This window comes from Paracidovorax cattleyae, from assembly GCF_900104515.1.
GTDB lineage: Bacteria > Pseudomonadota > Gammaproteobacteria > Burkholderiales > Burkholderiaceae_C > Paracidovorax > Paracidovorax cattleyae.
In genome coordinates this window covers 43,653-62,720 of the sequence record NZ_FNJL01000034.1, presented here as the reverse complement: position 1 = coordinate 62,720, position 19,068 = coordinate 43,653, and the positions used below count along the sequence as shown (strand labels likewise).

General features: G+C 70.3%; 16 protein-coding genes. 10 read left to right on the top strand and 6 right to left on the bottom strand.

Going from position 1 to position 19,068, the window contains the following annotated elements; translation table 11 throughout:
• The first annotated feature begins 257 nt into the window (after positions 1-257).
• Positions 258-719: a DUF4174 domain-containing protein gene (locus BLR05_RS21775; RefSeq protein WP_092838822.1), complete on the top strand. Its 462-nt coding sequence runs from the start codon at positions 258-260 to the stop codon at positions 717-719.
• 134 nt (positions 720-853) lie between these two features.
• A complete protein-coding gene (locus BLR05_RS21770) occupies positions 854-2,947 on the top strand; it encodes a TonB-dependent siderophore receptor (RefSeq protein WP_092838819.1) in 2,094 nt (697 codons plus the stop codon).
• A 32-nt stretch (positions 2,948-2,979) separates the two neighbouring features.
• On the opposite strand, the gene BLR05_RS21765 is transcribed toward BLR05_RS21770, so the two are convergent.
• Positions 2,980-3,477, bottom strand: coding sequence for a CZB domain-containing protein (locus BLR05_RS21765; RefSeq protein WP_092838816.1), 498 nt, complete (start codon positions 3,475-3,477; stop codon positions 2,980-2,982).
• A 242-nt stretch (positions 3,478-3,719) separates the two neighbouring features.
• Here BLR05_RS21765 and BLR05_RS21760 point away from each other — a divergent pair, with 242 nt between their 5' ends.
• From BLR05_RS21760 to BLR05_RS21745, 4 genes are all read left to right on the top strand, one after another.
• A complete protein-coding gene (locus tag BLR05_RS21760) occupies positions 3,720-4,712 on the top strand; it encodes an LLM class flavin-dependent oxidoreductase (protein ID WP_225979386.1) in 993 nt (330 codons plus the stop codon).
• A gap of 107 nt (positions 4,713-4,819) precedes the next feature.
• Positions 4,820-6,055: a type II secretion system inner membrane protein GspF gene (gene gspF / locus BLR05_RS21755; RefSeq protein WP_092838813.1), complete on the top strand. Its 1,236-nt coding sequence runs from the start codon at positions 4,820-4,822 to the stop codon at positions 6,053-6,055.
• 7 nt (positions 6,056-6,062) lie between these two features.
• Entirely contained in the window at positions 6,063-7,004 is a 942-nt protein-coding gene (locus tag BLR05_RS21750; RefSeq protein ID WP_092838810.1) for a 5'-nucleotidase, read from the top strand.
• Complete coding sequence (locus tag BLR05_RS21745; protein ID WP_092838807.1) at positions 7,001-7,456, top strand: EF-hand domain-containing protein; 456 nt, start codon at positions 7,001-7,003, stop codon at positions 7,454-7,456. The genes BLR05_RS21750 and BLR05_RS21745 overlap by 4 nt, the downstream gene beginning before the upstream one ends.
• Positions 7,457-7,482: 26 nt before the next feature.
• Here the strand turns inward: BLR05_RS21745 and BLR05_RS21740 are convergent, their stop codons facing one another.
• From BLR05_RS21740 to BLR05_RS21730, 3 genes are all read right to left on the bottom strand, one after another.
• Complete coding sequence (locus BLR05_RS21740; RefSeq protein ID WP_092838804.1) at positions 7,483-7,920, bottom strand: hypothetical protein; 438 nt, start codon at positions 7,918-7,920, stop codon at positions 7,483-7,485.
• Positions 7,921-8,081: 161 nt separating this feature from the next.
• Entirely contained in the window at positions 8,082-8,567 is a 486-nt protein-coding gene (locus BLR05_RS21735) for a cyanophycin metabolism-associated DUF1854 family protein (RefSeq protein ID WP_092838840.1), read from the bottom strand.
• 41 nt (positions 8,568-8,608) lie between these two features.
• Positions 8,609-10,930: a cyanophycin metabolism-associated ABC transporter gene (locus BLR05_RS21730; RefSeq protein ID WP_092838801.1), complete on the bottom strand. Its 2,322-nt coding sequence runs from the start codon at positions 10,928-10,930 to the stop codon at positions 8,609-8,611.
• Positions 10,931-11,151: 221 nt separating this feature from the next.
• Between BLR05_RS21730 and BLR05_RS21725 the strand changes: the two genes are divergently transcribed.
• From BLR05_RS21725 to BLR05_RS21715, 3 genes are read left to right on the top strand one after another with little or no spacing between them, the layout of a single operon-like run.
• Positions 11,152-13,323 (top strand): cyanophycin synthetase, encoded by a 2,172-nt coding sequence (locus tag BLR05_RS21725; protein ID WP_092838798.1) that lies wholly within the window; start codon positions 11,152-11,154, stop codon positions 13,321-13,323.
• A gap of 24 nt (positions 13,324-13,347) precedes the next feature.
• The gene (gene cphA, locus BLR05_RS21720) at positions 13,348-15,933 is read left to right on the top strand and encodes a cyanophycin synthetase (RefSeq protein WP_092838795.1); all 2,586 of its coding nucleotides are present in this window, start codon (positions 13,348-13,350) and stop codon (positions 15,931-15,933) included.
• Positions 15,930-16,436: a CreA family protein gene (locus BLR05_RS21715; RefSeq protein WP_092838792.1), complete on the top strand. Its 507-nt coding sequence runs from the start codon at positions 15,930-15,932 to the stop codon at positions 16,434-16,436. The genes cphA and BLR05_RS21715 overlap by 4 nt, the downstream gene beginning before the upstream one ends.
• 196 nt (positions 16,437-16,632) lie before the next feature.
• Here the strand turns inward: BLR05_RS21715 and BLR05_RS21710 are convergent, their stop codons facing one another.
• On the bottom strand, positions 16,633-17,316 hold the full coding sequence (locus tag BLR05_RS21710; protein WP_092838789.1) for a DsbA family oxidoreductase: 684 nt from the start codon (positions 17,314-17,316) through the stop codon (positions 16,633-16,635).
• 96 nt (positions 17,317-17,412) lie between these two features.
• On the opposite strand from BLR05_RS21710, the gene alkB reads away from it, so the two are divergent.
• Positions 17,413-18,081, top strand: a complete 669-nt coding sequence (gene alkB, locus BLR05_RS21705; RefSeq protein WP_092838786.1) for a DNA oxidative demethylase AlkB — start codon at positions 17,413-17,415, stop codon at positions 18,079-18,081.
• A gap of 3 nt (positions 18,082-18,084) precedes the next feature.
• On the opposite strand, the gene BLR05_RS21700 is transcribed toward alkB, so the two are convergent.
• Complete coding sequence (locus tag BLR05_RS21700; protein ID WP_092838783.1) at positions 18,085-18,684, bottom strand: hypothetical protein; 600 nt, start codon at positions 18,682-18,684, stop codon at positions 18,085-18,087.
• Positions 18,685-19,068 lie beyond the last annotated feature (384 nt).

The following is a 19,068-nucleotide window of genomic DNA, read 5'->3' as shown; positions in this document are numbered from 1 at the left end:
GAGTCGCGCCCCGCGTGGGCGCGTGGGTTGAAACAAACATAGGCGCTGATGGCGGCAACGGAATTGGCGTCGCGCCCCGCATGGGCGCGTGGGTTGAAACCGGGTGACGCTCGAAGTGCCTGAACGTCGCTCCGCCAGTAGGCACGTGGATTGAAATTTCTACCTGCAGCAGCAGAGCTTCGGCGGTAACGTGCCCCGCCCCCTCCTATCGCCCCAGTCCGACATCCACCCAGCCCTCCTCCGCTGACACTGCCCCCATGCCCCTGCACCGCCGCACCCTCTACCGCGCTGCCGTCCTCGCTCTGGGTCTGGCAGCCGCGCTCCGCACCGGCTGGACCAGCGAAATCGGCAACGCCAACCCCCTCATCGCCGAGCGCTGGCAAACCCGCCCCGTCGTGGTGGTCGCCCCGCAGGAAAAAGCCCCCCTCCTCGCCAAGGTGCGCGCCGCCCTGCAGGAACCGGCCCTGCGCGAAGGCTTCCGCGAGCGCGACATGGTGCTGTTCACCGTGGTGGCCGGCCAGGGCCGCCGCAATGGGCAACCGCTGGGGGCCGCGCGCACCGCGGCGCTGCTGAAGGCGCTGGATCTGGATGCGCGGGGTCCGGCCACGTTCATCCTCGTGGGCAAGGATGGCGGCGTGAAGATGAAAGAAGGCGCGGAGGTGGATCTGCGGGCCGTCTTCGCGGAGATCGACCGCATGCCCATGCGCCAGAAGCGCTGAGCCGCAGCGGCGAACCGGCCGGGGAATTTCCAGGGATTCCATGGAAAATGCCCTTGCGCCATCCAGGGAAACGACTTATGCAAATGAGAATTGTTATCATATGTATCAGTTAATTCCCACCATAGCGATTTGTTATGAAGTTCCTCCCGTCTTCGCTGGCCGCCGCGGCCATGCTCGCCTGCACACCCACCCTCCACGCCCAGGGCACTGACAAGGGGTCTCCCGACAAGTCGCTCGATACGCTGACCGTCCGCGACGAGCGCGCCAACGGCTTCGTCCCCAACACGGTGGAAGCAGGCACGTTCCGCGGGGCTTCCATCATGGATGTGCCGGCCACGGTGAACGTGATCACGCGCGAGGTGCTGGACCGGCAGGCGGCCGGCGGCCTGTACGACGCGGTGCGCAACACCGCGGGGGTGACGCGCCAGCAGAACGGCGGCGACAGCTGGGACCAGTTGGTGATTCGCGGCATCACGGTGGAGAACCGCACCAACTACCGGCTGAACGGCTCGCTGCCGATCATGAATTTCTCGCAGGTGCCGATGGAGGACAAGGAGCGGGTGGAGGTGCTCAAGGGCACGTCGGCCCTCTATTACGGTTTCACCGCGCCGTCGGGGGTGGTGAATTTCGTGACCAAGCGCGCGGGCGCCACGCCCGTGGCGACGCTGGGCACGGTGTTCGACAACTACGGCACGGTGCTGGGCACGGCGGACGTGGGCCGCCGGTTCGGCGATGCGCAGCAGTACGGACTGCGCATCAATGCCGCCGGGGGCACGCTGGGCAACTCCATGCGCGGCGCCGACGACGGCAGCCGGCGCTTCCTGTCGGCGGCGTTCGACTGGCGCGTGGACAGCCGCCTGTCGCTGCGGGCCGACCTCGAGTACGACCGCAGGAAGCTCGTGGAGCAGGCGGGCATCGCGCTGCCCGCGGCCGTCAACGGCCGGATCACGCTTCCACGCGTGCCGGATGCGCGCGCCCTCATCGCGCCCAACATGGCGGTGTTCGACGCCGAGACGACGAATGCCCAGGTGCGCGCGGACTATTCGCTGGGCGACGACTGGGCGCTGACGCTGGAAGCCGGCCGTTCCAGAACGGACCGTGACCGCCGCCTGTCGATCTTCACGCTGAACAACGCTGCCACCGGCGCCGGCACGATCCGCGGCAACATGCAGCGCCAGGTGGTGGAATCGGACATGCTGCGGGCCGAGGCGTTCGGCACCTTCAGCGTCGCCGGCTACCGGAACGAACTCACGCTGGGCGCCGCGCGGACGAACAAGACGCAGGACCCGATCTACCAGCGCAACTACAGCACCACGCAGAATCTCTACAACCCGGTCCCGATCACCAGCGTGACCTACGGCGCGGCACCTTCGTCGCCGACCACGGCCGGCTACGAAACGGAGGAAAAGGGCATCTATGCGGTGGACCGCATCGAGCTGTCGCCGCGCTGGCAGGTGATCGCCGGCGTGCGCTATACCGATTACGGCAGCAACCAGGGCGCGCTCAACTATGCGGCCACCAAGACCAGCCCGATGGCGGCGGTGATCCACAAGTTCAGTCCGGATCTCTCGGTGTACGGCTCGTATTCGCAAGGGCTGGAGGAAGGCGAGACGGCCCCCACCGGCTCGGCCAACGTGGGCACCCGCCTGCCCCCCGGCGTGAGCAAGCAGAAGGAACTGGGTCTGCGCTGGCGCGCTGGCGAAACGCTGCTGTCCACCGCGGTGTTCGACATCGACCGCCCGGGCTATTACACCAACACCGGCAACCTCTTCACCGCGGACGGCCGGCAGAGGTACCAGGGCATCGAAGCCTCCGCCCAGGGCCGGCTGACGCGCCAGCTCGCGTGGCAGGTCTCGGCGCAGGTGATCGACGCGAAGTTCGAGGACATCGGCCCGGCCTACGACGGCAAGCTGCCGGAGAACACCGCCAGGAAGACGGCCAGCGCCTTCCTGTCCTACCACATCGCCGCGGTACCCGGCCTGAACGTGAACGGGGGCGCGTACTTCACGGGCCGCCGCCCGGTCAACGACCTGAACCAGGCCTTCCTGGGCGGCTACACGATCTATTCCGCCGGCCTGGGCTACGCCACCTCGCTGCTCGGCAAGCGCACGCTGCTACAGCTGAACGTGGAGAACGCGGGGGGCAAGCAGTACTGGGCCGCCGCCGGTACCCGCTTGGCCACCGGCGCGCCGCGCACGGTCAAGGCCACCGTCAAGGTAGACCTGTGAGCGGGCACCGCCTGGCGCCGCTCCGCTAGCCGCTAGCGCGCCGCCCGGTCCAGGCCCCGCTTCAGTTCCTGCAGCAGCATCACCACCTGCCGGGAGGCATGGCAGCCGCTCTTGAAGGCCTGCCGGGCCTGGCGCTCGTCGCCGGCCTCGGCATGCAGCACCACGTCGGCGGCCTGCTGGTGGAAGTAGCGGTGGCGCCGGGCCATCATGTCGAAGGCCGCAAGATGCCCCAGGGCGACGCGGCCTGGCCCGCGCAGCCATTGGCCGAGTTCGGAGCGGGTGTCGTCGCGGATGGCCTCGGGGCGCAGGCGTTCGTCGCGCGCACCATGCAGCAGCACCTGCTCCAGCCAGGGCACCCAGCGTTCCTGGGCGGCGATGGCCGCATCGATGTCGATCTCGGCCAGCAGCTTGGCGGCCTCGTCGCCCATCAGCACCAGCTCGCTGGCCTGGCTGTCGGGCAGCGAGGTCCAGTCATCGGGCACGGGACGGCCGTCGGCCCGGGGCGGGAACAGTCGGCTGAAGAATCCCATGGTGGCTGGCGAGAGAGCGATCGCAAGGAGGGGAAGTGGCATGTATTTTATTTGAAATAATCGATTCAACTTAACCGATAAATTAAGGCAATCAACCACCATCCGATGGTTGCCCGCATGGCCACAGCGGTTTTGGGGTCCGCCGCACAATGGTCCGCATGACGACCACGATGCCCCCGGCCTCCCCATCCACGCCCCTGCCTTGCGCTGCCCCGGGGGGCGGCCACCGCCCCGTGCTGTCGATGCTGGACCTGGTGGCGGTGCGCGAGGGCGGCAGCGTGGCCGATGCGCTGGGCCTGGCGCTGCGCACCGCGCAGCATGCGGAATCGCTGGGTTTCCGGCGCTACTGGCTGGCGGAGCACCACAACATGCCGGGCATCGCCAGTTCCGCCACGGCCGTGCTGGTGGGCCACATCGCGGGCGGCACGCGCTCGATCCGCGTGGGCTCGGGCGGCATCATGCTGCCCAACCATGCGCCGCTGGTGGTGGCCGAGGCCTTCGGCACGCTGGCCGAGCTGTACCCGGGCCGCATCGACCTGGGCCTGGGCCGGGCGCCCGGCACCGACGGGCCCACGATGCGCGCGCTGCGCCGCGACCGCGTCGAGACCGAGGAAGACTTCCCGCGCGACGTCGCCGAGCTGCAGCGCCTGCTGGGGCCGGCCCAGCCGGGCCAGCGCATCATGGCCGTGCCGGGCGCGGGCACCGAGGTGCCCATCTGGCTGCTGGGCTCCAGCCTGTTCTCGGCGCAGCTCGCGGCCGAGCGGGGCCTGCCCTACGCCTTCGCCTCGCATTTCGCGCCTCGGCTGCTGCACCAGGCGCTGGACCTGTACCGCCGGCTGTTCCGCCCCTCTGCCACGCTGGACAGGCCCTACGTGGCGATCGGCGTGCCGGTGATCGCGGCCGATACCGACGAGAAGGCCGATTACCTCGCCAGCAGCACCTACCAACGGGTGCTGGGCATCCTGACTGGCCGGCGCGGCCTGCTGCAGCCACCGGTGCGTGACTACGCGGCCCAGCTGTCGCCGCAGGAGCGCGCGGCGATCGGCGACTTCCTGGCGGCGGGTGTGGTCGGCGGTCCGGAAACGGTGCGCAATGGCCTGCGGGAGCTGGCCGACGCCACGCGCGCGGACGAGTTCATGCTGGTGAGCGATGTGTACGAACCGGCGCTGCGGTTGCGCTCGCTGGAGATCGCCGCGCAGGCGAACGCCGCGGTGGAGGCCGCGCACACGGTCTGACACGCCGGGGCGCGGGCCTGTCGCCGGCAGCGGCTACCATCTCTGTCCGTCGCGCCGCTGGCGCCCCGCGTTCCGGTCCGACCGCCCTCCCCGACTTTTTTTCCCGCATGCCCGCGTTTTCTTTCGAAGCCCTCGATGCCCAGGGGCAGACCCGCAAAGGCACCCTCGAAGCCGACAACGCCAAGGCGGCGCGCAGCCTGCTGCGCGCCCAGGCGCTGGTGCCACTGGCCGTGGAGGCGCTCGCCACCGGCCAGGGCGCGGGCGGCGACGGCAGCGTCTCGCTCGGGCAGCGGCTGTTCACGCGGCCGGTGTTCGGCACCACGAGCCTGGCGGTATGGACGCGCCAGCTCGCGGGGCTGGTGTCCTCCGGGCTGCCGCTGGAGCGGGCGCTCACGGCGCTGGCCGACGAGTCGGACGACGACCGGCAGCGCCACCTGGTGGCCACGCTGCGGGCCGAGGTGAACGCCGGCTCCACCTTCTCGCGGGCGCTCACGGCGCATCCGCGGGAGTTCTCGTCCATCTATTGCGCGGTGATCGGCGCCGGCGAATCCAGCGGCCACCTGGGCCTCGTGCTGGAGCGCCTGGCGGACGACCTCGAAGAGCGGCAGGCGCTCAAGGCCAAGCTCATCGGCGCATCGCTCTATCCGGCGATCGTGACAGTGATCGCGATCGTGATCGTGCTGTTCCTCGTAGGCTACGTCGTGCCGCAGGTGGCCGCGGTGTTCGCGGGCAGCAAGCGCGCCCTGCCCTTCCTCACGGTGGCGATGATGGCCCTCTCCGACGCCGTGCGCAGCTATGGCTGGGCGGCCCTGGGGGTGCTGGTGGTGCTGGCGCTGGCCGCCCGCTCCGCGCTGGCCCGGCCCCGCGTGCGCGAGCGCTTCGATGCCGCCTGGCTGGGCCTGCCCGTGGTGGGGCGGCTCTCGCGCGGCTACAACGCGGCGCGCTTCACGGGCACACTGTCGATGCTGGCCGGCGCGGGCGTGCCCATCCTGAAGGCCCTGCAGGCCGCCGCCGAGACGCTGGGCAACACCGCCATGCGCGCGGACGCGCTCGATGCGCTGGTGCTGGTGCGCGAGGGCGCGCCCCTGGCCTCCGCGCTGGCGCAGAAAAAGCGGTTCCCCGGCCTGGTGTCGATGTTCGCCCGGCTGGGCGAGCAGACGGGGCAGTTGCCGCTGATGCTGCAGCGCGCGGCCGCGCAGCTGTCGGCCGAGGTGCAGCGCCGCGCGATGCAGCTGGCCACCATCCTGGAGCCCCTGCTAATCGTGGCGATGGGCGCGATCGTGATGCTCATCGTGCTGGCGGTGCTGATGCCGATCATCCAGCTCAACCAGTTCGTGAAGTAGCCCTGCCATGGCCCTGACCCTGGACGACAAGCTCGTCGTCGCCATCTCCTCCCGCGCGCTGTTCGATTTCGAGGAAGAAAACCGCCTGTTCGAGGCCGGCGACGAGGCCGCCTACATGCACCGCCAGCTGGAGCTGGTGCAGCAGCCCGCGCGCGCGGGCATCGCCTTCCCGCTGGTGCGCAAGCTGCTCGGCTTCAACACCGCCCAGTCGCAGCGCGTGGAGGTGGTGGTGCTGTCGCGCAACGACCCGGCCAGCGGCATGCGCGTGTTCGCCTCGGCGCACGCCGCGGGCATGCACATCGAGCGCGGGGTGTTCACGCGCGGGCGCGACCCGTTCGCCTACCTGCGGCCGCTGGGCGCGCACCTGTTCCTGTCGGCCAACGAGAAGGACGTGCAGCAGGCGCTGAACATCGGATTTCCCGCGGCGCGGGTAATGACCGACTCCACCCCGGCGGGCGACCGCTACCCGCACGAGGTGCGCATCGCCTTCGACGGCGACGCGGTGCTGTTCTCCGACGAGGCCGAGCGCATCTACCAGCAGGGCGGCCTGCCGGCCTTCCACGAGCACGAGGTGACCAAGGCGGCGCTGCCGCTGGCCGGCGGCCCGTTCAAGCCGCTGCTGGCGGCGCTGCACCGGCTGCAGCAGCAGGCCGACGCGTCCGAGACCATGCGCATCCGCACCGCGCTGGTGACGGCGCGCAGCGCGCCGGCCCACGAACGCGCCGTGCGCACGCTGCTGGACTGGGGCATCGCCGTGGACGAGGCGATGTTCCTCGGCGGGCTGGAAAAAGGCCCCTTCCTGCGGGAGTTCGAGCCCGATTTCTTCTTCGACGACCAGCGCAGCCACGTGGCCTCCGCGGCGCGGCACGTGCCGTCCGGGCACGTGAGCGCCGGCATCACCAACCTCCCGCGCGAGGAACCTCGGGCGGATGCGATGCTCCCACCATGATGCGACTTCGAACCCGACTGCATCCTTCCATGGCCGCCCTGGCGCTGGGCGTGGCGGCCACCCTCTCCTGCACTGGTGCGTCCGCCGCGGACGCACCTCCTGCGAAGGCAGTGGCCAGGGCCCCGCAGGCCTCCGCTGCCGCCGAGCCGGCCCAGCCCGCGGCCAGCCAGCCGCTCAGCAAGGGCGAGATCAAGGCGATCCGCGAATTCCACATGCTGGATTTCAATGGCGACGGCAAGCTCAGCCGCAAGGAGGTGGCGGTCATCCCGCGCCTGGCGGCCGCCTTCGACGATGCGGACACCAACCACGACGGCTACGTGACCCTGGACGAGGTGCGCGCCTATACGGTGAAGTACCGCGCGGAGCGCGACCGGGCGAAGGCCGCCGCGGCGGCCGCATCTGCCGACTCCCCGGCTCCGGCGGCATCGGCGCCGGCGGCCCGGAAGCAGTAGCCCGCGGCAGCACGGCCGCTGGCGGATCAGGAGCCGCCGGTGCGCTTGACCTTGGGATCGGCGTAGGTCAGCGGCTGGTCCTTGGTTTCCTGGGACATCCGCTCCTGCAGGCTGTTCTTGTTCATTTCCTGCGCCATCTCCACGGCAGAGCCGCTCGCGCGCCACATCGACTGGATGAACTCCAGCAACTGCTTGTAGATGGGCTCGGGCGGCGGGTCCTTGGCCTTCTCCGCCTCTTCCTTCTCTTTTTTCTTGACCTCGGTCCAGTCGCGGTTCGAAGGGTCCTTGTCCGAGGGCTTGTCCGGCTCCCGGATGGAGGTGCCCTCGCCCAGGCGGTCCGTGGACTCCACCGGGGTCACGCCGTTGACGGGCCTGACCGGCACCGCGCCGGAAGCGCCGGTGGAATACAAATCAGCGCCCTGGGGACGCCAGAGCGGCGATCGATCGACAGGTGGCATTTGCATGGCAGGCTTCCGTTGGTTGGCGAGAAACGTCCGGGGGGAGCTAACCCCATCTCGTACATCCATAACGGCAAAAAAAAGGGTGGATTAAGGCCTTTTTTCGCCTTTCGGTGCAATTTAAGGGTTTTCCCTTAGTTTTGCCACCTGCCAGTGGCCTACACGGGCTACAAAAAGCGTTCCAGCAGGCGCCGCGAGGCCTTGTCCAGCGCAGCCACGTCGGGCACGCGGAACTGGACGCCGTCGGCCGCGGCGATCAGCAGCGCGTTGCGGCTGCCCAGGCGCCGGATGTCCTCCTCGCCCTTCAGGATCAGCCGGGCCGCGCCCCGGTCGGTGTCCACGTCCCAGGTGCTCGGGGTGGAAAAGCTCGACACCGCGGTGATCCGCGTGATGGTGGGCATGAACTCACGCACGGCCAGTTCTTCCTCGATGAGCGCGCGCAGGGCCGCATCCACGCGGTCGAGCCGGTCGATCCAGAGGGCCTCATGGCCGTCCTGGCCCACGAGCGACAGGCCCTCGCCCGGAGCGGCGATGGGAAAGGCCCGCACGGGGGTGACGGCCTCGTGCACCGTGCCGTCGGCCAGCGTGAGCACCAGCCGGCCGTGCGCGTCGCGCTGCAGGCCGAAGGCGGGTAAAGCGTGGGGAGCGTTCATCGTGGCGGAACCGGGGGGTGAGTGGGGTGCGGTGGCCGCCATCATGGCGTCCCCGCGGGATGGGCCGAGTGGAGCATCGCGCTGTCCACTTCCACGAGGCCGGGAGCCTGCGCGTCCTCCTCGACGCGGCGTGCCTGGGCTTCGTAGAGGCGCCAGTAGGCGCCCTGCTTCTCCATGAGCTCGTCGTGCGGGCCGACCTCGACGATCTCTCCGCGGTCCATCACCACGAGGCGGTCGGCCTTGCGCAGCGTGGAGAGCCGGTGGGCGATCGCGATGGTGGTGCGGCCCTGCACGAGGTTGTCCAAGGCTTTCTGGATCTCCTCCTCGGTTTCGGTATCGACGGCCGAGGTCGCCTCGTCCAGGATGAGGATGCGCGGGTCGATGAGCAGGGCGCGCGCGATGCTGATGCGCTGGCGCTCGCCGCCCGACAGGCCCTGCCCCCGCTCGCCCACGAGCGAGTCGTAGCCGTGCGGCAGCCGCAGGATGAATTCGTGGGCATGGGCCGCGCGGGCCGCCGCGACGATCTCCTCGCGCGAGGCATCCGGCTTGCCATAGGCGATGTTCTCGGCGATCGTGCCGAAGAACAGGAACGGCTCCTGCAGCACCAGGCCGATGTGGCGCCGGTAGTCGGCCACGCGCAGGCGGCGCACGTCCACCCCGTCCACCTGGATGGAGCCCTCGGTCACATCGTAGAAGCGGCTGATGAGGTTCACCAGCGTGCTCTTGCCCGAGCCGCTGTGGCCCACGAGGCCGATCATCTCGCCGGGGCGTATCTGCAGGTCGAGGTTCCGGATGACGGAGCGGCTGCCGTAGCGGAAGTTGACGTTGTCCAGCGTGATGCGGCCCTGCACCTGCTGCAGCTGGACGGGGTGGACCGGGTCGGGCACGCTGCTGACGTGGTCCAGGATGTCGAAGATGCGCTTGGCGCCGGCGGCCGCCTTCTGCGTGACCGATACGATGCGGCTCATCGAGTCGAGCCGGCTGTAGAAACGGCCGATGTAGGCGATAAAGGCCGTCAGGATACCCACGGTGATCTGTCCGCCGGCCACCAGCCAGATGCCGAAGCCCCACACGATCAGCAGGCCGATCTCGGTCAGCAGCGTCACCGTGGGCGTGAACAGCGACCAGGTCTTGTTCACGCGGTCGTTGGCCTGCAGGTTGACGAGGTTGGCCTGGGCGAAGCGGTCGGACTCTCGCTTTTCCTGGGCGAAGGCCTTGACCACGCGGATGCCCGGGATGGTGTCGGCCAGCACGTTGGTCACCTCGGACCAGACGCGGTCGATCTTCTCGAAGCCCGTGCGCAGGCGGTCGCGCACCAGGTGGATCATCCAGGCAATGAAGGGCAGCGGCACCAGGGTGACCAGCGCCAGCCAGGGATTGATGGAGAACAGGATGGCCGAGGTCATCGTGATCATCAGCACGTCCGTGGCGAAATCGAGCGCGTTGAGCGACAGGAAGAGGTTGATGCGGTCCGTCTCCGCGCCGATGCGCGCCATCAGGTCGCCGGTCCGCTTGCTGCCGTAGTAGTCGAGCGAGAGCGTCAGCAGGTGTCTGTAGGTGGTGGTGCGCAGGTCGGAGCCGATGCGCTCGGACACCTTGGCCAGCACGAAGGTGCGCGCCCAGCCCAGGCCCCAGGCCACCAGGGCCGACAGCAACAGGCCGCCGAGATAGAAGCCCACGAGGCTCGCGTCGATCCGCTGCCCGTTCTGGAAAGGGATCAGGATCTTGTCCACGATGGGGATCGTCAGGTAGGGCGCGACCAGCGTGGCACCCGTGGAAGCCAGCGTGAGCAGGAAGCCCAGCAGCAGCTGGTGCCGGTAGGGATGCGCGAAGCGCCAGAGCCGCAGCAGCACCCAGGTGGACGTCTGGGGGGCCTGCTGGCGCGCGCATGCGGGGCACTCCTCCGCGTCGGGCGGCAGCACCGCGCCGCAGGCCTCGCAATGCGCCCCGTCGTCCGGCTCGGCCTCCAGCGGCCCGCCCAAGGGGGCCGACAGCTGCCCGACCTGCTGCTCGAACTTCTGCTGCAGCAGCAGCGCCTGGGGGTGGTGGCCCAGCGTGAAGCGCCACAGCGCCAGGCGCCGCGCGTCGTCGTGCAGCTCCAGCGTGCCGACGCCGCCATGCTCGATCAGCCGCACCGACAGGCCGGGCGCCAGGGCCCATTCGCCCGCGCCGCCGCCCGGCTCCTGCACCAGCAGGCGCTGCGTGGTGAGCATCAGCAGGCCGGGTGCGAAGCGCAGCGCGGCGCTCAGGTCAACCTCCAGTGTGGCCAGCACGTTTTCCGTGGGCGCGAGCCTGGCTCGCATTTCGGCCCAGATGGGGCCCGTCAAGACACCCGAGGCGTCCGCAGGATGGTGATGTTGCATGTTTGTGGGTACTCACACCAGGCCGGCTCAAGTGCCGGGCCTGTGTGCTGGGAGGCATTCTCTCTCCGATGCCCCGGAGGCGGCAGCGGCACCGCCATGTAACGCGCGCCCGCCCCCCTGCGCTGACAGGGCGCCCCGTCCCGACTTCGGCGCACAATCGCAACAGCCTTCCTTCGCTTTCCCGGTCCCCCGCGGCCGCAGATTCCTTTACGCTGCACTCCATGGCGACTTTCAATGACATCCAACTGCTGCGCATCACCTACCTGCGCGGCCCCAGCGTCTGGACCTACCGTCCCATCCTCGAGGTCTGGCTGGACCTGGGCGAGCTGGAGGACTGGCCGTCGGACAAGATCCCCGGCCTCAACGAACGCCTGACCACCTGGCTGCCGGCCCTGATCGAGCACCACTGCGGTGTGGGAGAGCGCGGCGGGTTCATCCAGCGCCTGGAAAGCGGCACCTGGATGGGCCATGTGCTGGAACATGTCGTGATCGAGTTGCTCAACCTGGCGGGCATGCCGGCCGAGTTCGGGCAGACGCGCGAGATCTCCCGGCGCGGCGTGTACCGCATGGTCTTCCGCTGCCCCGAGGAAGAAGTGGCGCGTACCGCGCTCGCCTGGGGACACCAATTGCTGATGGCCGCCATCAACGACCGGCCGTTCGACGTCAAGCCCGCCATCCAGGCCATCAAGACCAGCATCAATGACAGCTACCTGGGCCCCAGCACCGGCAGCATCGTGGACGCGGCCGGCGAGCGCCGCATTCCGCACATCCGCCTGAACGACGGCAACCTCGTGCAGCTGGGCTACGGCGCCGCGCAGCGCCGCATCTGGACGGCCGAGACCGACCAGACCAGCGCCATCGCCGAGGGCATCGCGCAGGACAAGGACTTCACCAAGCGCCTGCTGGCCACCTGCGGCGTGCCGGTGCCCGAAGGCCGCGTGGTCGCCAATGCCCAGGAAACCTGGGACGTGGCGCAGGACATCGGGTTTCCCGTCACCGTCAAGCCCTCGGACGGCAACCACGCCCGCGGCGTGACGCTGGAGCTGTACGGCGAGGCCGAGATCCGGGCTGCCTTCGCCCTGGCCGAGCCCGAGGGCTCGGCGGTGATCGTCGAGCGCTTCATCGAGGGCACCGAGCACCGCCTGCTGGTGGTGGGCGGCAAGGTGGTGGCGGCCTGCCGCGGCGAGGTGGTGAGCGTCTCGGGCAATGGGCGCTCCACGCTGCGCGAGCTGGTGGACATGGTCAACCAGGATCCGCGCCGCGGCCCCGAGCAGGAGTACCCGCTCGACTGGATCAAGCTGGAAGCGCCGGCGGTGCAGCTGGAGCTGCAGCGCCAGGGCGTCACGCCCGACACCGTGCCCGCCCAGGGCCAGAGCATCCTGCTGCAGCGCAACGGCAACATGGCCATCGACTGCACGGACGAAGTGCACCCCGACGTCGCCTACTACGCCCAGCTGGCCGCCCGGATCGTGGGCCTGGACATCGCCGGCATGGACATGATCCTGCAGGACGTCTCGCGCCCCATGAAGGAGCAGGGCGGCGCCATCCTCGAGGTGAACGCCGGACCCGGACTGCTGATGCACCTCAAGCCCACCAGCGGCACGCCCCGCCCCGTGGGCATGGCCATCGTGGACCACCTCTTCCCGCGCACCGACGAGGGCCCGGGCGCGGGCCGCATCCCGCTGGTGGGCATCGCCGGCACGCAGGGCAACGCCTTCATCGCGCGGCTGGTGGGCTGGCTGCTGCAGCTGTCGGGCAAGCTCACCGGCGTGGCGAGCAGCGAAGGCATGTTCCTGGCCAACCGCCGCACGCAGCACACCGATACCGCCGACTGGGCCGGAGCGCATCGCCTTCTCACCAACCGCCTGGCCGAGGCCGCGGTGGTGCAGACCACGGCTCGCTCCATCCTGGAAGAAGGCCTGGCCTACGACCGCTGCCTGGTCGGCGTGGTCACCGACATGCAGGGCTGGGAACAGCTCGCCGACCATGACGTGCTCGAGCCCGCGCAGATGACCCGGGTGATGCGCACGCAGATCGACCTGGTGCTCGACGACGGCGCCGGCGTGCTCAACGCCGAAGACGCGCAGGTGGCGGATCTGGCCCGCCTGTGCGACGGGGAAGTGCTGTTCTACGCGCTGCATGCCGACAACCCCGTGGTGGCCGCGCACCGCGCCGACAGGGACGGTCGTGCCGTGTTCGTGCAGGGCGGAAACGTGGTGCTGGCCACCGGGACCAAGGAGCGGGTGCTGGGTTCGCTGGCCAGCCTGAGCCTGGCCGGCAGCACGCAGCCCGGCACCGCGGCCCTGCTGGCCGCGATCGCCACGGCCTGGGCCCTGGACATCACGCCCGACCTGATCGCTGCCGGCATCAAGACCTTCGAGTACACGCACTGATTCGCCCCCGAGAGCACTACTTCCATGCAGATCTCCCGAATCCGCGCCCTGCGCGGCCCCAACATCTGGACCCGCAGCACCGCCATGGAGGCCGTCGTCCACTGCGACGTCGCCGAGCGCGACATCACCCTTCTGCCCGGCCTGGAGGACCGCCTGCGGGCACGCTTCCCGCGCATCGGCACGCTGCGGCCCGAAGGCGCCGCGGTGCCCGTCTCGCTGGCCGAGGTCGTAGAGACCGCCGCGCACTCGCTGCAGGCCCTGGCCGGCTGCCCCATCACGTTCAGCCGCACGCATGCCACGGTGGAGGAAGGCACGTACCAGGTCGTGGTCGAATACACCGAGGAAGCCGTCGGCCGCCTGGCCATGGAGCAGGCCGAACGGCTGGTGCAGGCTGCGCTGGCCGACACCCCCTTCGACGCGCATGCCGTGGTCAACCAGTTGCGCGAACTGGACGAGGACGAGCGCATCGGCCCCTCCACCGGCTCCATCGTGGATGCCGCCGTGGCCCGGGGCATTCCTTTCCGCCGGCTGACCAGCGGCTCGCTGGTGCAACTGGGCTGGGGCTCCCGGGCCCGGCGCATCCAGGCCGCGGAACTGGACATGACCAGCGCCGTGGCCGAATCCATCGCGCAGGACAAGGACCTCACGAAGCGCCTGCTGCATGCGGCCGGCGTTCCCGTGCCGCTGGGCCGACCCGTGGCCGACCTGGAAGATGCGTGGAAGGTGGCCGGGGAAGTCGGCCTGCCCGTGGTCATCAAGCCCCAGGACGGCAACCAGGGCAAGGGCGTGACGGTGAACATCACCACGCGCGCCCAGCTGGAGGCAGCCTATGCCACCGCGCGGGCCTTCAGCGACGAGGTGATGGTCGAGCGCTTTCTGCCCGGCCATGACTTCCGCCTGCTGGTGGTCGGAAACCAGCTGGTGGCGGCCGCACGCCGCGAGCCGCCGCAGGTGCTGGGCGACGGCCACCACACCATCCGCGAGCTGGTGGAGATCGTCAACCAGGATCCGCGCCGCGGCAGCGGCCACGGCACGGCGCTGACCAAGGTGCGCCTGGACGACATCGCCATCGCCCGCATCGCATCCGAAGGCCTCACGCCCGAGTCCGTGCCGGCCCAGGGCCAGCGCGTGGTACTGCGCAACAACGCCAACCTGTCCACGGGCGGCAGCGCCACCGACGTGACGGACGACGTGCACCCCGAAGTGGCCGCACGCGCCGTGGAGGCCGCGCAGACCATCGGCCTGCACATCTGCGGCGTGGATGTGGTCTGCGAGACCATGCTGCGTCCTCTGGAAGAGCAGAACGGGGGCATCGTCGAAGTCAATGCCGCCCCCGGCCTGCGCATGCACCTGGCGCCGTCCTTCGGCCGCCCGCGCAACGTGAGCGTGCCCATGGTCGATGCCCTGTTCCCGCCCGGAGAGAACGGCCGCGTACCGCTGGTGGCGGTCACCGGCACCAACGGCAAGACCACCACCACGCGCCTGATCGCGCACCTGTTCACGGCCCATGGCTGGCGCACCGCGATGACCAACACGGACGGCGTGTACGTGAACGGCCGGCAGATCGACAGCGGCGACTGCTCGGGCCCCCGGAGCGCGCGCAATGCGCTCGCCCACCCCGAGACCGATGCCGCGGTGCTGGAATGCGCGCGCGGCGGCCTGCTGCGCGAAGGCCTGGGCTTCGACCGCTGCCAGGTGGCCGTGGTCACCAACGTGGGCGAAGGCGACCACCTGGGCATGAACTTCATCCACACCGTGCAGGATGTGGCCATCCTCAAGCGCGTGGTCGTGCAGAACGTGGCCGCCGACGGCTACGCCGTGCTCAACGCCGCCGACCCGCACGTGGCCGCCATGGCGCCGAGCAGCCCGGGCAAGGTCATCTTCTTCGCGCTGGACCGCCACCATCCGGTCATGGCCACGCACCGTGCCCGGGGGCAGCGCGTGGTGTACGTGGACGGCGACCACATCGTGGCGGCCGAGGACTCCTGGAGGGAGCAGATCGCCCTGCGCGACATCCCGCTCACGCGCAACGGCGCGATCGGCTTCCAGGTCGAGAACGCGATGGCCTCCATCGCCGCCGCCTGGGGCATCGGCCTGCCGTGGGACACCATCCGCCGCGGCCTGGCCGGCTTCGTCAACGACAGCGACAACGCCCCCGGCCGCTTCAACGTCATGGACTTCCGCGGCGCGACCGTGATCGCCGACTACGGCCACAACCCCGACGCGATGCGCGCCCTGGTGGCGGCCGTGGACGCCCTGCCCGGCAACCGCCGCAGCGTGGTGATCAGCGGTGCGGGCGACCGGCGCGACGAGGACATCCGCGGGCAGACCGGGATCCTGGGCGCCGCCTTCGACGACGTCATCCTCTACCAGGATGCCGCCCAGCGCGGCCGGGCCGACGGCGAGGTGATGGCGCTGCTGCGCGAGGGCCTGGCCGATGCCTCGCGCACGAAGTACATCGACGAGATCCGCGGCGAGTTCGCAGCCATCGACGCCGCACTCGCCCGGCTGCAGCCGGGCGACCTGTGCCTGGTGCTGGTGGACCAGGTGGAGGAGGCGCTCACCCACCTCGCCCGGCGTTGCGCCGAAGGCAGCGGAGCCGCGGCATGAGCGCCGTGCCCGCTTTCCTGCGCCGGATCGCCCGGCCCGCGCTGGCCTGCGCGCTCGCCGGCATGGCGCTGGCCGCGGCCGCGGACGGCCAGAAGATCGGCTCCGTCGATACGGCCTTCCAGTGGATCGGCCGCGACCACGACATCCTCGTGGAAGCCTACGATGACCCCGCCGTGCAGGGCGTGACCTGCTACGTCTCCCGAGCCCGCAAGGGCGGCATCAAGGGCACGCTGGGCCTGGCGGAAGACAGGGCGGAGGCGTCCATCGCCTGCCGCCAGGTCGGGCCCATCGCCTTCCCGCAGCCGCTCAAGGCCCAGGAAGAGGTGTTCAGCGAACGCATGTCCATCCTCTTCAAGCGGCTGCGCATCGTGCGCATGGTGGATGCGCAGCGCAATACGCTGGTCTATCTCACCTATTCCGACAAGCTCATCGAGGGCTCGCCCCAGAACGCGGTCACGGCCGTGCCGGTGGACCGCGCCACACCGATCCCCTTGCGCAAGTAAGCGCGCACTTTCCCCCTGGCAGCCTCCGCCCGGGGCCGTTGCCATGGCGTCCAGGCAAAAAAATACCCGCCAAAGCGGGTAAACAGCAGCCTGAGTAAGGAGGGAGGGAGAAGAGACAGCGGCTGCCGAACCTCTAATGTGCCCTGCTTGACTTAGGCCAATCTTAAGAATGGCCCGGGCGCGGCGCCCGGCCGCCTCACCCCTGCGCGGCGATCTGCCGCAGGGCCTGCTCGAACACCTCCGGAGGCTGGCCGCCCTGGATCAGGTGCCGCCCGTTCACGATGACGGCCGGCACGGAGTGGATGCCGTGCTGCTGGTAGAAGGATTCGCGCTCGCGCACCGCATCGGCGTACTCGCCGGATTCCAGCACCTGCTGCGCGCGCGCCGCATCCAGGCCTGCGCCGGCGGCCAGCTGCACGAGCAGCGCCCGGTCGCCGGGGTCGCGGCCCTCCGTGAAGTAGGCATGGAACAGGGCCCGCTTGAGCGCTTCCTGCGCCTGCGGGCCGGCCGTCTCGTGCGCCCAGTGCAGCAGCTGGTGCGCATCGAAGGTGTTGTAGATGCGGCTGCGGCGGTCCATGCGGAACTCGAAGCCCAGTGCAACCCCTCGCTCCGCGATGGCGCGCTGCGTCTGCGCGGTCTGCTCGGGGGAGGCCCCGTACTTCTCCGCAAGGTGTTCGCCGATGTCCTGCCCCCCGGGCGGCATCTGCGGATTGAGCTCGAACGGCTGGAAATGCAGCTCTGCCTGCACGGAGCCCTGGAGCCTGTCCAGCGCCCGGCCGAGCGACTGCAGGCCGATGGCGCACCAGGGGCAGGAAATGTCGGAGACGAAATCGATGCGCAACGGGGCGGCGGAGGTAGATGGCGGGGGCACGGCGGACATGGAGTATCTCCTTGGGAAACCATGGAATGCGCAGGAGCATGGCAGGACCCGAGAGCCCTTGCAGGACGGCGGCAAAGGCGCCATGTGGCTTATGCCATGCCCCGATCATCCTCCACGACTCCCGATCTCTTCGACGGCGACCCCGCCGGGGCCTCTGACATCCCGCTGGGGCCGGGAGCGGCGCTGCTGCGCGGGTTCGCGCTGCCGGTAGTGTCGGCCCTGCGCGAGGGGGTGCTGGCTGTGGCCCGTACCGCCCCCTGGCGGCACATGGAAACCCCGGGCGGGCGGGCGATGTCGGTCGCCACCACGTCCTGCGGCCGCCTGGGCTGGGTGAGCGACCGCCGCGGCTACCGCTACGCCCCGCTCGATCCCGGCTCCGGCGCGGCCTGGCCCGCCATGCCGGACGCCTTCCGGCGGCTGGCCTGCGAGGCGGCCGCGCACGCCGGGTTCGCGGATTTCGAGCCCGACAGCTGCCTGGTCAACCGCTACGCCCCCGGCACGCGCCTGTCGCTGCACCAGGACCGTGACGAGCGCGACCTGCAGGCGCCGATCGTGTCGGTATCGCTCGGGCTCCCGGCGGTGTTCCTGTGGGGCGGCTTCGCGCGCACCGGCCCGGTGGCGCGCGTGCCGCTGCAGCACGGCGATGTGGTGGTGTGGGGCGGACCGGACCGGCTGCGCTTTCACGGCGTGCAGCCGGTGAAGGACGGGCTGCACCCGCAATGGGGCGTGGAGCGGGTGAACCTCACCTTCCGCAAGGCGGGCTGAGCCCTAGCTGAAACTCCGGCTGCGGACGAACCAGCGGCTGGCCGTCCGGCGGGCCTCGTCCGCCATCCACTGGGCCACGCCCGCCGCGTATTCGCCCTCGATCACGCCCTGGGCGGCCTGCGTCAGCGCGCCAGCCACGCTGTTCGACAGCGCGGCGCGGCTGTCGCTCAGGGATCGCTGGAGGGTGCCTGCGACCGGCCTCGCGGGGGTGCCGGACTGCACCGGCGGCGGGCCCGGCGCATGCGCCACTGCCAGGGCGTCGCGCTGGCGGGCCATCCTCTGCCAATAGGCCAGCAGCATGCCCAGGCCCGCGAGCAGTTGCAGGACCACCAGTTGGCGGTCCTGCAGATGCCGGAGCGTGCCGTACACCACCTCGCCGATCAGGTCCTCGGCCAGTTGCGCTCCGTCGAGCCGCACCAACGCCTGTGCGATGCGCCAGGCCGTTTCCTGGTCTCCGCGCTGCGCGAGCTGCCCTGGCAGCGCGTTTGCCCCGGCGGAGAACCATTGCGAAGCCGTGGCCAGTTGCGCAGCCATGGCACCGACGAGTTCGGGTTGCCGCAGGGTGTCCAGAGCGACGGCGGTCCACACCGGGTGGGCGCGCATCTCTTCTGTCAGTCGGGCTGCCTGCCGGACCATGTTGCGCCAAACGGGCTGCAGCCCGGGGAGGTCGCGTGGAAACAGCGCGCGCCATGCGCCCGCGCCTCCGGGGCCTGCCGGACCTTGCGGACTCTCCAGCCCGGGCCCGCGCGGAGATGGGACGGGGGATGCGGAACGGGAGGAGGACATGCCCGCGGCGCGCGGCGGACGGTCGGCGTTTCCGGGCAGCCCCGCATGCGCAGGCAGGGAGCGGGCGCGCGGCAGCAACGGGCCCGCATGGGCGTGCCGCCGCGGCCCGGCATCCTGCGGCCGCGCGGCGTCATGCGCGCCTGGCACCGTGGCAGGTCCGGGGTACGGGGGCCCAGCCTGGCGGCGGGACGATCGTGGCGA